General features: G+C 70.4%; 11 protein-coding genes and 1 pseudogene. 5 read left to right on the forward strand and 7 right to left on the reverse strand.

The annotated features are described in order from the left end of the window. Nucleotides 1–402: 402 nt before the first annotated feature. Complete coding sequence (locus CGL27_RS42275; RefSeq protein WP_119992800.1) at nucleotides 403–642, forward strand: hypothetical protein; 240 nt, start codon at nucleotides 403–405, stop codon at nucleotides 640–642. Beyond that, nucleotides 639–1,103, forward strand: a complete 465-nt coding sequence (locus CGL27_RS42280; protein WP_078639119.1) for a hypothetical protein — start codon at nucleotides 639–641, stop codon at nucleotides 1,101–1,103. The genes CGL27_RS42275 and CGL27_RS42280 overlap by 4 nt, the downstream gene beginning before the upstream one ends. A 73-nt stretch (nucleotides 1,104–1,176) precedes the next feature. Here CGL27_RS42280 and CGL27_RS42285 read toward each other — a convergent pair whose 3' ends face one another. The 4 genes from CGL27_RS42285 to CGL27_RS42300 all read right to left on the reverse strand — a co-directional run bounded on the left by CGL27_RS42285 (nucleotide 1,177) and on the right by CGL27_RS42300 (nucleotide 6,268). Then, the gene (locus tag CGL27_RS42285) at nucleotides 1,177–2,346 is read right to left on the reverse strand and encodes an amidohydrolase family protein (protein ID WP_078639118.1); all 1,170 of its coding nucleotides are present in this window, start codon (nucleotides 2,344–2,346) and stop codon (nucleotides 1,177–1,179) included. Between the two features lie 3 nt (nucleotides 2,347–2,349). After that, complete coding sequence (locus CGL27_RS42290) at nucleotides 2,350–3,708, reverse strand: glutamine synthetase family protein (RefSeq protein ID WP_119992802.1); 1,359 nt, start codon at nucleotides 3,706–3,708, stop codon at nucleotides 2,350–2,352. A 340-nt stretch (nucleotides 3,709–4,048) separates the two neighbouring features. Next, on the reverse strand, nucleotides 4,049–5,029 hold the full coding sequence (locus CGL27_RS42295; RefSeq protein WP_119992805.1) for an iron-siderophore ABC transporter substrate-binding protein: 981 nt from the start codon (nucleotides 5,027–5,029) through the stop codon (nucleotides 4,049–4,051). A gap of 27 nt (nucleotides 5,030–5,056) precedes the next feature. Continuing rightward, nucleotides 5,057–6,268, reverse strand: a complete 1,212-nt coding sequence (locus tag CGL27_RS42300; RefSeq protein WP_119994818.1) for a sugar diacid recognition domain-containing protein — start codon at nucleotides 6,266–6,268, stop codon at nucleotides 5,057–5,059. Between the two features lie 170 nt (nucleotides 6,269–6,438). On the opposite strand from CGL27_RS42300, the gene CGL27_RS42305 reads away from it, so the two are divergent. Genes CGL27_RS42305 through CGL27_RS42315 form a run of 3 tightly spaced genes read left to right on the forward strand, consistent with a single transcriptional unit; the run spans nucleotide 6,439 to nucleotide 10,292 of the window. After that, entirely contained in the window at nucleotides 6,439–7,836 is a 1,398-nt protein-coding gene (locus tag CGL27_RS42305; RefSeq protein ID WP_078639116.1) for an MFS transporter, read from the forward strand. Continuing rightward, on the forward strand, nucleotides 7,833–9,119 hold the full coding sequence (locus CGL27_RS42310; protein ID WP_078639115.1) for an FAD-dependent oxidoreductase: 1,287 nt from the start codon (nucleotides 7,833–7,835) through the stop codon (nucleotides 9,117–9,119). Before CGL27_RS42305 ends, CGL27_RS42310 begins: the two co-directional genes overlap by 4 nt. A 27-nt stretch (nucleotides 9,120–9,146) precedes the next feature. Beyond that, nucleotides 9,147–10,292, forward strand: coding sequence for a glycoside hydrolase family 88 protein (locus CGL27_RS42315; RefSeq protein ID WP_119992807.1), 1,146 nt, complete (start codon nucleotides 9,147–9,149; stop codon nucleotides 10,290–10,292). 75 nt (nucleotides 10,293–10,367) lie between these two features. Here the strand turns inward: CGL27_RS42315 and CGL27_RS42320 are convergent, their stop codons facing one another. The 3 genes and pseudogenes from CGL27_RS42320 to CGL27_RS42330 all read right to left on the reverse strand — a co-directional run. Next, the gene (locus tag CGL27_RS42320) at nucleotides 10,368–11,450 is read right to left on the reverse strand and encodes a PQQ-dependent sugar dehydrogenase (protein ID WP_119992809.1); all 1,083 of its coding nucleotides are present in this window, start codon (nucleotides 11,448–11,450) and stop codon (nucleotides 10,368–10,370) included. Nucleotides 11,451–11,461: 11 nt separating this feature from the next. Next, nucleotides 11,462–11,650 (reverse strand): hypothetical protein, encoded by a 189-nt coding sequence (locus CGL27_RS42325; RefSeq protein WP_119992811.1) that lies wholly within the window; start codon nucleotides 11,648–11,650, stop codon nucleotides 11,462–11,464. Between the two features lie 90 nt (nucleotides 11,651–11,740). After that, nucleotides 11,741–12,967, reverse strand: a pseudogene (locus CGL27_RS42330) (glycoside hydrolase family 27 protein); the annotation flags it as partial. Nucleotides 12,968–13,001: the final 34 nt, after the last annotated feature.

The following is a 13,001-nucleotide window of genomic DNA, read 5'->3' on the forward strand; positions in this document are numbered from 1 at the left end:
CGGACCGTACGCCTTGCTCAAGCCCCAGCACGGGGGCAAGGAATGGCAGGCATGCCCCGAAGATCTTCGCCCGGCGGAGGTCTGCCGTGCCTGAACGCGAAATCTCCGAACTCCCCCGTACCGCTGACATTGAGCAACTTCAAGCGGCCTACCGCATGCACAGACAGGAGTGCAAGGCGTGCACGCCTGACCAGCCGTGCGATATGGCGCGACGGCTGGAAGAGGCACGGCGCACGGTGGGGGCGTCATGAGCGTGAAGTGTGCCGAATGCGCGCGCCTGGAACGCGAGAAGGAAGCGGCACGCAAGTCCGGAGACCTGAGCAAGGTCACCGACTGTGAAGTGTTATTGAGGCGACACCCCCACCACAGCAAGAGGCGTGCTCTCGCCGGAAAGGGGAGGGCATGACCCGGGCCATCTACCGCTTCCGTGGGTTCCAGCTCATCCCCGACACGGAGCCTGACGCCGAACCGCTCACGTTCGCCATGCAGTGCGCGGTGTGCGAGGAGACCGGAGAGCCCAACGGGGACCAGGCCCCCGCGCACGCGTGGGCATCCGGCCACCTGAAGGCGAACCCGGAGCACTTCACCTACCGGGAGATCATCACGCGCCCCTGTCGGTTCGAGCCGGGGGCGTGGCAGTGACGCGAACCATCCTGAGAGGTTCGGACCTGGTGCTCAGTGCCGAGCGCGCGCAGGGAGCGCCGGACGGGATCTATCTCGCCGAGTGCATGACGTGTCCCGCCACGTCGGGGCGGGTGGACAACGACCCCGGTCCCGTCGCGCGCTGGGCCATCCTCCACACCGAACAACAGGGGCTGAATCATGGCCAGTTCCTCGTGACCATTGAACGTCACTGGCGAGTGGACCCCCTACGCTCCCCAGACAGGCACGGCACGGCTACGCTGCCCCCGGCTCCGAGCCACAGCGACCGCACCGCCAACCGGAAGCCCGCCACGCACCGCGCCTCCGGGCGCTGGGGCACCTGCTGCCGTCGTGCGGTGGCGTGGCTGGGGCGGTTCGCCGGGCCGCTGGTCCTGACCGCGTTCGTACTGGTCGCCGGACTCGGTGGTTACCTCATCGGGACCGGTCGGGACACCGACTGACCCGCTGGATGCCGCACCGGGCCCCGCGGTGGGAGCCGCTGGTGTCACGGGCGCGAAGATCCGCCGGAGGGCCCTAGCCCTCGCGAGGGGCCGGGGTGCCGAGGCCGTAGACGCGGCGGGCGTTGTCCGCGCCCAGCAGCGCGGCCACCCGGCGGGCGTCGCGGCGCGACCAGGCGCCCTCCGCGACCCAGTGGGTCAGCAGTCCGGTCAGCGCCTCCCGGAAGAGCCGCGCCCCCACCACATACAGTTCGGGCAGCCCATAGGCATCGGTTGAGAACAGCACCTTGCCGAACGGGGCGAGCTCCAGCATCTCGGCGAGTACGGCCCCGGCCCGCGCCCCGGTGTGCGACAGGGCCAGTCCCACATCGGCGTAGACATGGGGGAAGACGGCGGCCAGATAGGCGGCGCCGCGGTGGTACGGATAGCCGTGCAGCAGGATCAGCGTGCAGCCCGTGGGGCGCACCGCGCGGATGAAGTCGGTGAGGGCGAGCGGATCGCAGCGGTCCAGCCGCAGATCGGGATCCCCGAATCCGGTGTGCAGTTGCAGCGGCAGTCCGGTGTACGCCGCCGACCACAGCAGATGGCGCAGCAGTACGGGGTCGGTGATCCGGGCGGCGGCGGTGCCGCCCTGACCGCGCCGGGCGAGCCAGTGTTCGGCGGCGGTGTGGACGGCGCCGGGGCCCGGCGGATCGGGCTCGAAGTCCAGTCCGTGGCGGTAGGCGGCCACCGACTTGAAACCGGTCGCCGTACGGGCCGCTTCCCGGATCCCGTCCGCCACCCCGGCCAGGAAGTCGTCGGCGGTCAGTGAGGTGTCGGCGATCCGCTCCGCCAACTGCTCCAGACGGACGATCTCATGGGCGGTGCCGCCTGCCGCGAGGGCCAGCTCCTGAGGGGTGGTCAGATTGCCCGGCAGCCCGGTGTCCACCAGGAACTCGCTGATCCCGGCGGCGCTCAGCAGCCGCCGGGTCACCTCCCGCGGGCCCAACTCGCGCCGCCTGGCGAGGTAGTGGGCGGGCGGACAGTGCGGTTCGAGGCCCAGCAGCGGAGGACACCAGCGGCGCACCGCGAACCCGAGCTGGCTGTCGAAGAAGGTGGTGCCGAGCGCGGCGGGGGCGTCGGATTCGGTCAGGAACGCCTCGAACACGGCCGAGCTCAGCTCGGAGCGGACCACCCCATGGCAGTGGTGGTCCACCAGGGGCGGCAGCGGCGGCTCGGTCGGATCCGTCTGCTCGGCGGCCTCCATCGGTCAGTACCGCCTCCGGGTCGCGACGGCGATCTCCCGCGGGGACGACTTCTCGAACAGGGCGGCCTCCGCCCGGCGCACCGCGGCGATCGACTCGAAGAGCGGATCGCCCAGCGCCTCGCGCAGCACCGTCGAGTCCTCGAAGTGCTCCAGCGCCGTCAGCAGCGAGGTGGGCAGCCGCCGCTCGCGCCCCTCGACCGCGGGGTCCCCGGAGACGGGTGGCGGCAGGGAGAGCCCGGAGTCCAGCCCGCCGAGGCCCGCGGCGATGACCGCGCCCGCCACCAGATAGGGATTGGCGGCCGGGTCGAAGGATTTGATCTCGGCGTTGGCCGCCCCCGGGTCGTCCGGTGGGCCGGTGATGAAGCGCACCGCGGCCTCGCGGTTCTCCAGGCCCCAGCACTGGTACGCCCCGGCCCAGCGCGAGGGTTCGAGACGGAGGTAGCTCGCGGGGGAGGGGGCGCCGATGGCGAGCAGGGCGGGCAGTTCGCGCAGTACCCCGGCGAGGAACGCCTCGGCCGTCGCGGTCATGCCGTTGGGCCCGTCGCCGTCCCGGCACAGATTGCGGTCTCCCTGCCACAGGCTCAGATGGACATGGGCGCCGTTGCCGACCCCGCCCGGGTCCACCACCGGGCCGAACATCGGGTTGAGCCCGGCGCGCCCGGAGCACGCCCGGATCGTCTCCCGCACCAGCACGGCGAGATCGGCGGCGCCGACCGGGTCGGCGGGCGCCAGGGACACCTCGAACTGCCCGGGGGAGTACTCCGGGTGGAGCTGAAGCACTTCGGTGTGCTGTGCGTCCAGCGCCCCGAGCAGATCGGCGAGGTAGTCGGCGAGGTCGGCCACGCGCGCCATGCCGTAGGCGGGACCGGCGGAGGGGTAGTGCGGCGGGTCCTGGTCCGGGTCGCCGGTGGTGACGACCCACTCGGTCTCGAACCCCATAAGTACGCTCAGCCCCCGCTCCCGCGCCCGCTCGGCCATCCGCCGGGCGAACAGCCGCTGGCAGACGGGGTGCGCCCGGCCCCGCTGGTCGTACCGGTCGACCGGGGCCCAGGCCCAGCCGGGCTGGGCGGCCAGTGGGGTGAGCCGGTCCAGATCGGGGATGAGCCGCAGATCCCCGTCGGGGCCGCCGACATGGCGGCTGGTGGTCATGGAGTCGTCCACGAGATAGACGTCGAAGACGGGGGACATACCGACCCCGCGACGCGCGGCATGGGGCAGCCGCGCGGTGGGCACGGACTTCACCCGGGTAAGACCCGCGTTGTCCACCCAGGTCAGCGCGATGCCCTGGATGCCGCTCGCGGTGAGCCGCTCGGCCTCCTGCCGAGCCCGTGCGTATGTCTGCTCACGATCGCCGGTCCCCATGGGCGCCTCCTTAAGCCACGTCCTGTACGCCGAGACTATTGCCTGAGGACGGTCTTGTGGTGACGCGTTGTCCCGATCGCATACGGGGTGTGACGGTGGCTTATGCCGGTCGGAGGTTGACACGGCCGGCCGGGGCGTCGAGGGGCCCGGCCCGCCGGTCGAGGGGTCCGGTTTCGGCCATACGGGACGCCCGTATGGGACGCCCCGAGTCACCGCCCGAGGTGTCCGGCCTCAGCGCCTGAGGTGTCCGGCCTCAGCGCCCGAGGTGTCCGGCCTCAGCGCCTGAGGTGTCCGGCCTCAGCGCCCGAGGTTTCGGCGTCAGCGTCCGAAGGGTCCGGTGTCAGCGCCCGAGGCGCTCGGTGATGTCGCGCAGGACGACCCGGGCGGCGGCGGGCCCGGCGTTGAGGTACCAGGGGTCGTCATCGACCTTGACGGTATGTCCGGCGCGGACCGCGCCCAGCTTCTTCCACAGCGGATTGGACAGATACGTGGCGGCGTCGGTCTTTCCGGGGCGGCCCTGGACGGAGTAGAAGATCCAGTCGCCGTCCATCTGCGGGATCCGCTCACCGCTGAGGTCCTGTGAGATGTCGTCGAAGCGCTGGGACTTGGGGCGGCCGAGCCCCATGTCGTCGGCGATCGTGCCGGTGAACGACTTCTTCCCGAACATCCGGACCCGGTCGGGGTTGAAGCGCACCATCGACAGCTCCGTGTGCTCGCCGCCCAGCTTCTCGCCCTGGTCGGCGGCGTCCTTCTCGAAGCGGGTGAGGAGGGTGCGGGCCCGCTCGCGCTTGCCCACCGCGTCGGCGACGGTCAGCAGATCCTTCTTCCAGTTCACCCCGCGGCCCTTGGTGACCACGGTCGGGGCGATGGCGGACAGGGTGGCGTAGAGATTGCCCTGGGTGCTGTTGACCAGGATCAGATCGGGCTTGGCGGCGGCCAGCTTCTCCATGTTGGGGGAGGCGCGGGTGCCGATGTCCGCCATCGCGCCGAGCGCCTTGGCCTGCCGGGGGAAGGCCGTGCGCAGATAGGTGGGGACGAGTCCGGCGTGGTCGGCGCGGGTGGTGGCCACCGGCACGACGCCGAGGGTGAGCAGATCGTCGAGCTGCCCGGTGCTGATCGCGGCGATGCGCTTCGGCTCGGCCTTCAGCGGCGTGCCGCCCTGCGCATGAGTGACGGTGCGGGGGAAGGCGCCGTCCGCCGCTCGGGACTCCGGGGCTTTCGAGGACGTCGAGGACGACGCGGCATCCGAGGAGCCGCAGCCGGTGAGGACGGTGACGGCGAGGGCGGCCGAGAGCAGGGGGAACAGGCGGTGGGGGCGCACGGACAACTCCAGTGGGTAAGGTCAGGCTTACCTTACCTTGCCCTGGGTGGCGCTCTCCTGGAGGATGTCGGTCAGGCAGGCGAGATACATCTCGATGGCCTGGGCCGGCTCCCGCACCTGTCTCCCCGACAACTTTCCGATCTTCTCCAGCCGGTACAGGAGTGTGTTCCGGTGGATGTGCAGCCGCTCGGCGACCCGCACCAGATGAAAACCCCCCTCCGCCCAGCCGATCAGCGTCTCCCGCAAGGTCGGCCAGTCGGGCTGTCCGGGCAGCTCCCCCAGCACGGCGTCGGCGAACCGCGCCCGAGCCTGCCGTGGAGCGGCGCCCAGCAGATGCGGTATCCGCAGGTCGGCGGCGGTGAAAACGCGGTCGCCCGGGAAGACGGCCGGTCCGGTGCGCAGCGCGGTGGCGGCGTCGCGATAGGAGTGGTGCATCCCGGTGGTGCCCGCGCCGGGTTCACCGACGGCCATCCGGCCGTCCAGACCGTGCCGGTCGTACAGCAGCGAGAGCAGATGGCCGCAGGCGTCGGTGAGCCGTCCCGGCGCCGTCCGCTCGCCGTGCGCGGCGGCCAGCACCACGTACCGCCCCGCCGCCTGGACGCCCGCCACGTCCTGCCGGTCCCGGAACACCTCCCGTACGGTCCGCAGCACCGTGATCCGGGAGACCGCCGCCGCGCCCTCGTCCGCCTGGCTCACCTCCAGCAGCACCGCGGCCCGGGCCAGCCCGGGGGCCAGACCCAGCTCCACCGCCCGGGCGTCCACCGCTCCGGCGTCGACCACCTCGGGGTCGTAGAGCGCGATGTCCCGTACGAAGTCGTCGACCGCCCGCTCATGGAGCAGCCGCGAGCGCAGCAGCGCCGCCTCCTCCAGGAGGATCTCCGTCTGCCGCCGTACCACCAGGCCGAAGCGGTGCACCTCCGCCGGTACCCCGGTCAGACAGACCGTGCCGATCACCTCCTCCCCGACGGTGATCGGCAGGCTCATCCCGGGCCGCACTCCGCGCATCCGGCCCGCCTGCTGGGCGGTGTGGGTGGCGGGCCGCCCGGTGCGCACCACCTCCAGGGACGCCTCGTGGACGGTGCCGACGCGCTCGAGGTCGCCGCAGCCGATGACAACCGCCGAGGGGTCGGTGATCAGCACATTGAAGCCGGTGATCCGGCCGATGTCCTGGGCGATCTCCTGAGCCAGCTCCGGGGTCAGGACGGGACGGCCGCTCATGGGATCGATCGAGGGGTCCATGGACGGATCGTACAAGCATGGGCTTCCAGGTGGCGATCGGTTCGTACGATTCCAACGATGACCGACCGCCGGACGCTGCCTACCGTCTTCGGACATCAGCACCGGGCGCCTCGCGACCGCCCGGCCATCCGTCCTCCTCCTCCCCAGGAGCATCTCCTCAGGAGACGGCCATGAGCACAGCATCACTGGAGAAATCCCGTCCCACCCGCACCCACTGGCTCATCACGCTCTACGCCGGCGGTGGTGAGTTCTGCGACGGCTACATCCTCAGCATCATCGGCGTCGCGCTTCCGCTTCTCACCGCCGACTATCACCTCAACTCCTTCGACTCCGGAGTGGTCGGCTCCGCCTCCCTGGTCGGCATGTTCGCCGGCGGCCTGGTCTTCGGCTATGTCACCGACCGGGTCGGGCGGCAGAAGGTCTATCTCTTCGACATCGCCGCCTTCATCCTGCTCTCCGCGGCACAGTTCTTCGTCAGCGATCCCTGGCAGCTCACCGTGCTGCGTTTCCTCATGGGCATCGCCATCGGCGCCGACTTCGCCATCGCGGGCACCATCGCCTCCGAGTTCGCGCCCCGCAATTCCCGGGGCCCGCTGCTGGTCATCATGGTCACCATGTGGTCGGTCGGCGCCGCCGTCGCCTATGTCGTCGGCTGGGCGATGATGTCCTCCGGCCATGACAACTGGCGCTGGATGCTCGCGAGCAGCGCCATCCCCGCCGTCCTCATCCTCCTGTTGCGCTTCGGCACCCCCGAGTCGCCGCGCTGGCTGCTCAGCAAGGGCCGCAACCAGGAGGCGGAGGCCGTGCTGAAGCAGATGCTCGGCCCGGACGCGACCCTGGCCGATCTGGAGGCGGACACCGCCTCGCGCACCCGCTACACCGATATCTTCCGCGGCGCCTATCTGCGCCGGACCATTTTCGTCAGCGTCTTCTGGGCCTGCCAGCTCCTGCCGATCTACGCCATCACCACCTACGAACCCACCATCCTGTCCTCCTTCGGACTGGCCGACGGCAACGACTCCTACCTGGGCTCGGTCGTGGTGCAGATCTTCTTCGTGCTCGGCTCGCTCTCCGGGATCCTGGTCATCAACAAGGGGCGGCGCACCCTGCTCCTGTGGAGCTTCGGCCTCTCCGCGATCCCCCTGCTCTGCCTCGCGGCCCTCGCCCGCCCCGCACCGGCGGTCGTGGTGGTCCTGTTCGCGGCCTTCGGCGTGGCGGCCTTCTCCAGCCAGTGCCTGCAGGCCATCTACCCCTCCGAGCTGTTCCCGACCGGAGTGCGGGCCACCGCCAACGGCTTCGCCACCGGCATCAGCCGGGTCGGCGCCGCGATCGGCACCTGGGGAGCGCCCGTCGTCCTCGACCACAGCACCCGGCTGGCCATGCTGCTCGGCGCGGTGATCTGCGTCATCGGCTGGGGCACGTCGTACGTCCTCGCGCCGGAGACCAGCGGGCTCACCCTCGCCGACGCCAGCGCGGCGGACGCGGACCACAGCCCCCGCGGGCGTCTTCGTACCCGCCGTGACACCTCTACGACCACACCGTCTCCCGCGGTGAAGGAGCCTTCATGACCTCCCCGGACACCCCGCCCGCCACGGTCACGATCGTCGGCGGCGGAGTCGTCGGCCTGGCCTGTGCCCACTACCTCAGCGCCGCCGGGCTGCGGGTCACCGTCCTCGAACGCGACCGGCTGGGCAGCGGCGCGTCCCGCGGCAACGCCGGGGAGGTCTGCCCCGACCTGGTCGAACCGCTGGCCGCGCCCGGTGTCATCGGTACGGCGCTGCGCGGACTGCACCGTCCGGACAGCGCGCTTGCCATCCACCCCCCGGCCGGTGCCCAACTGCTGCGGTTCCTGGTCCGGTTCGGGCTGCGGGCCACCTCGCGCCACTACGCGCGGGGGTCCGCCGCCCTCGGCGCGCTCGCGAAGGGCACCTTCGGGCTCTTCGAGGAGCTGGAGGCGGCCGGTGTCGACGGGGAGGCGCACAAGGACGGGTTCCTGTTCGCCTTCCCCTCCCGGGAGTACGCCGCCGAGGCGCTGGCCGCCTTCCGCCGGCTGGACGCCCCCATCGCGTCCGGCGGGGTGCTGGAGGGGACCCGGCTCGCGGAGGCGGAGCCCTCGCTCACCGACGGCGCGCGGGCGGGGTTCGTGGTGGAGCGCCAGTGGTCGCTCGACCCCTCGCTCTTCGTGGACCGGCTCGCCGAGCGGCTGCGGGGCCAGGGCGTCGAACTGGTCGAGGGCGCCCGGGTGTCGGCCGTCACGGACCGGGGTGGCCGCACCGAGGTGCGCACCTCGGCGGGGACGTACCGGAGCGACGCGGTGGTCATCGCCGCGGGCGTCTGGTCGCGCGAGCTGGTCCGCGGGCTCGGCCTGGACGTCGACCTGGTGGCGGGCAAGGGGTACAGCTTCTCCGTGGCGGCCGAGCCGCCGCCCTCCCGCCTGGTCCACCTCGGCGCGGCCAAGGTGGTGCTCACTCCGATGGGCAAGCGGGTCCGGGTCGCCGGGACGATGGAGTTCGAGCGCGACGCCGACCGGTTCCGGCAGCGGCGCATCGATGCCATCGTCGCCGCCGCGCGCCCGTATCTGCGCCATGCCGACTGGGACGACCGCCAGGAGGAGTGGGTGGGGCCGCGGCCCATGACCCCCGACGGGCTGCCGCTGATCGGCCCGGTGCCCGGCCATCCCCGGGTGCTGCTGGCGACCGGTCACAACATGCTGGGGCTGATGCTCGCGCCCGCCACCGGTCGGCTGGTGGCCGGACTACTGACGGGTACGGCGGATTCTCGGCTTTCCTCCGCTTTTGCTCCGGTACGGAACGTTCGCCGATATTCTTGGCGTGTACATGGCGTCCAGTAGGGCGCCCTGACACCCAAGGAGATTCCAGTGATCAGTCGCAGAACCCTGCTCACGAGCACACTGGGCATCACCGGCGGCCTTCTCCTCCCGACGGCGGGCGCCGGCGCGGCGCCCGCCGACTGGTCCCGGGCGGTGGTGGACTCCACCATCGCCCGCTACCCCGACCCCGCCTCGCTCGGTGGCTGGGGCTACACCCGTGGGCTGTTCCTGCTCGGCGCCCACCGGGTCTACCAGCGGGTCAAGGAGCCCTCGTACCTGGCGTACATCAAGCGCTGGGTGGACAACTTCGTCGACGCCGACGGTCATATGAGCCGGACCTTCGACAACCTCGACGCGATGCAGTCCGGCAATCTGCTGCTGATCCTCCACCAGGAGACCGGCGACCCCCGCTACCGGACCGCCGCCGACCAGATCCGGGACCGGATCACCACCTATCCGCGCACCGCCGACGGCGGGATGTGGCACGCCACCGGCAAGACCAACGAACTGTGGGGCGACGGCGTCTTCATGGCCCAGCCCTTCCTGCTGCGCTACGGCATCGCCTACGGCGACCAGGCGTACGCGTACGAGGAGGTCACCAAGAACCTCTCGGTGTACTTCCGCCACCTCAAGGCGTCCAACGGGCTGCTCTACCACGCCTTTGACGCGGACGGCGACGCCCCGTGGAAGCCCGATGCCACCACCGGCACCTCCGGCTACTTCTGGGCACGGGCCATCGGCTGGACCGCGATGACCCATGTGGAGGTGCTGGAAATGCTCCCCGCGAACCACCCGCGCCGCGCCGAACTGATCGGCAACGTACGGCACTTGGCGAAGGGCTTCGCGCGCTACCAGGACTCGGCCACCGGCCGCTGGTTCCAGGTCGTCGACAAGGCGAGCGACCCCGGCAACTGGACCGAGACCTCCGCCTCCAGCATGTACACCCTGATGCTGCACGCGGCCCTGAAACACGGCTGGATCAGCGGCGGCAGCTACGCCTCGGCGGCGCGCAGGGGCTATCAGGGCGTGCTGCGGAAGGTGTCGGTCGGCTCCGACGGGCTGACGAACATCTCCGACATCAGCGAGGGCACCAACGTCGGAGACCTGGCCTACTACCTCAACCGGCCGCGCAATACGAACGACCTCCACGGTCTGGGCGCCTTCCTGCTCATGAACGAGCGGCTCGCACACTGACACGGACGTAGGGGCGCGACACGGACGTACGGGCGCGGTCCGCGGACCGCGCCCGTACGCTCACCCGCGAAGGCGCTACTTCAACTCGACCTGGAACACCTTGTCCGCACCGTCCGGCTCCCCGCCGTTGTTGTCGGCGTTGGTCGTGGACAGCCACAGCGTGTTCTTGCCCGGCACGGTCTCCACGGTGCGCAGCCGCCCGTAGGAGCTGGTGTAGTACGCCTTGGGGGTGCCCGCGCTCGTCCCGTCCACCGGGATCCGCCACAGCCGCTCACCGCGCAGCGCCGCCAGGTACATCGCGCCGTCGGCGTAGGTGACCCCGCTGGGCGAGGCGTCGCCGGTCGGCCACTGGCGCTTGGGGCTGGTCATCCCCGAGGTGGAGCACTCGCCCTCACAGATCGGCCAGCCGTAGTTCTTGCCCGCTTCGATGAGGTTGAGCTCGTCGTACTTGCTGTCGCCGAACTCGGCCTCCCACAGCCGGCCCTGCGGGTCCCAGGTGATGCCCTGCGGATTGCGGTGGCCGTAGGAGTAGACGAGCGTGCCGAACGGATTGCCCGGGGCGGGCTTGCCGTCCGTGGTCATCCGGAGGATCTTGCCGTTCAGGGAGTTCTTGTCCTGGGCGAGATCGGGGGTCTGGGCCTCCCCGGTGGTGGCGTACAGATAGCCGTCCGGGCCGAACTTCAGGCGTCCGCCGTTGTGGTACTTGTTCTTCTTGATGCCGGTGACGAGCGCCTTGTAGCCGCTGAGCGAGGAGCCGTCGTAGGTCATCCGGGCGATGCGGTTGCCGTCGGAGGCGGTGTGCATCAGATAGACGGCGTGGTCGCTGTTCCAGTTCGGGGAGACCGCGATGCCCAGCAGCCCGCCCTCACCGCCGGTGGTCACCACATTGGGCACCGTGCCCACCTTGGTCCTGGTGCCCGACTGGGTGAGCTTGTAGACGAGATACGAATCCCGCTCGGTGATCAGGGCCGAGCCGTCGGGCAGCCAGCTCAGCCCCCAGGGGATCGACCAGCCGGACGAGACGGTCTTGATGTCCGAGGGGGCCGAGTCGGCCGCCGAGGTCGCGGCGCTGCCGGTGCCGGTCTGGGTGAGCAGCAGCCCCGCGGTGAGTGCGGTGGTGGCGGCCGCGGCCACCAGGGTCTTCCGATAGCTCTTCATCGCGCGCCCTCCTACTGGAGCTTGTATGCCTTGAAGTTCCGGGTGAGCAGGTATGTGGTCCGGAGGCCGGTGCGCTTGTACGAGGCGACTCGTCTGCCGTCGGTGGTCACCGACCAGTCGGCGTACGCGTCCGAGTCGGCCCTCGCGGCGGAGGTCGCGAGAGCGAGGGCGGTGCGTGGTAAGAGCGGTGAACGCTCCATCAAGGATTCTCCTGTCTGATCCTTGTTCACATGGGGGGACTGTAAGGAAGGCTTCCTAATGCGTCAACAGGTCGGCCACGGTCAACCGCGGGAGACCCGGTAGACGACCGTGCCGTGCGCGGGCACCGAGGCGCTGATCGAGCCGCTCGTGGTGGAGGTGGCCTTCGACCACAGGTCCTTCAGGCGGTACGAGGACGAGCCGCCGAGGCCGATCGCGCTCGCCGTCGTCGAGATGGTCTTGCTGGACGAGTTCTCGTTGAGCAGCGCCACCGCGCGGTCGCCGTTGGCCAGTTGCTTGGTGTATACGGTCTTCCCGTCACTGGAGGAGACGATGGTGGCCTGCTTGCCCAGAGTGTCCTGGTCGAGCGCGATGATGTCGGTGTTCTTCAGGATCGACTGGGTGGTCGCGGAGGCGTTCCGGATGTCGCTGCCGATCAGCAGCGGCGCCGCCATCATCGCCCACAGGCTGAAGTGGGTGCGGTACTCGGTGGCCGTCATCCCGCCGTTGCCGACCTCCAGCATGTCGGGGTCGTTCCAGTGGCCGGGGCCCGCGTACTGCGCCAGATCGTCGTTGATGTGCAGCTTGTCGATCATGCTGGACCACTTGTCGCTGATGTCGCCGGTGGTGCGCCAGGAGTTGCCGACCGGCTCGCCCCAGGTCCACACCTTGGGCGTGGTCTGACCCCATTCGCACAGCGAGTAGAGGATCGGGCGGCCGGTGGCGGCGAGTGCGTCGCGCATGGCCTGGTAGCGCTTCTGGGCGTCGACGCCCTGGTTGTTGCAGTTGTCGTACTTGAGGTAATCCACGCCCCAGGAGGCGAACTGCTTGGCGTCCTGCTTCTCGTGGTCCAGCCCGCCCGGGAAGCCGTTCGCCGCGTTGCAGGTCTTGGTGCCGGCGCTGGTGTAGATCCCGAATTTCAGCCCCTTGGCGTGCACATAGTCCGCCACGGCCTTGATGCCGTTCGGGAAGCGGGTGTGGTGGGGCACCAGATTGCCGCTCGCGTCCCGGCTCGGCTCGGCCCAGCAGTCGTCGATGTTGACGTAGGTGTAGCCCACGTCCTTGAGGCCGAGCGAGACGAACGCGTCGGCGACGCCTTTGACCATGGACTCGTTGAACGAGGCGTCGCAGTGGGTGGCGTTCCAGTTGTTGAAGCCCATCGGGGGCGTACGGGCCAGGCCGTTGTCCAGCGCGACGGCCTGCGGCGCCGCGGTGGTGAGGCTCACGGTGAGGGCGCCGGCGGCGACCGTGGTGGCCGCGGTGACGGCCGCGAGGCAGGAGCGAAGACCGCGTGATCGTGTGGATCTTTGCATGATCATCTCCTTTGAGCGCGGACAGTGCATCGCGGAAGGT

Origin of the sequence: Streptomyces sp. 11-1-2 (genome assembly GCF_003595545.1) — a bacterium.
In the GTDB taxonomy this organism is placed as follows: domain Bacteria; phylum Actinomycetota; class Actinomycetes; order Streptomycetales; family Streptomycetaceae; genus Streptomyces; species Streptomyces hygroscopicus_B.

What these genes read in the sequence shown, in the direction of transcription:
- CGL27_RS42310 (WP_078639115.1), top strand. Translation starts at nt 7,833, where the DNA reads ATGACCTCCCCGGACACCCCGCCCGCCACGGTCACGATCGTCGGCGGC.
- CGL27_RS42285 (WP_078639118.1), bottom strand. Translation starts at nt 2,346, where the DNA reads ATGGAGGCCGCCGAGCAGACGGATCCGACCGAGCCGCCGCTGCCGCCC.
- CGL27_RS42325 (WP_119992811.1), bottom strand. Translation starts at nt 11,650, where the DNA reads ATGGAGCGTTCACCGCTCTTACCACGCACCGCCCTCGCTCTCGCGACC.
- CGL27_RS42275 (WP_119992800.1), top strand. Translation starts at nt 403, where the DNA reads ATGACCCGGGCCATCTACCGCTTCCGTGGGTTCCAGCTCATCCCCGAC.
- CGL27_RS42305 (WP_078639116.1), top strand. Translation starts at nt 6,439, where the DNA reads ATGAGCACAGCATCACTGGAGAAATCCCGTCCCACCCGCACCCACTGG.
- CGL27_RS42300 (WP_119994818.1), bottom strand. Translation starts at nt 6,268, where the DNA reads ATGGACCCCTCGATCGATCCCATGAGCGGCCGTCCCGTCCTGACCCCG.
- CGL27_RS42320 (WP_119992809.1), bottom strand. Translation starts at nt 11,450, where the DNA reads ATGAAGAGCTATCGGAAGACCCTGGTGGCCGCGGCCGCCACCACCGCA.
- CGL27_RS42290 (WP_119992802.1), bottom strand. Translation starts at nt 3,708, where the DNA reads ATGGGGACCGGCGATCGTGAGCAGACATACGCACGGGCTCGGCAGGAG.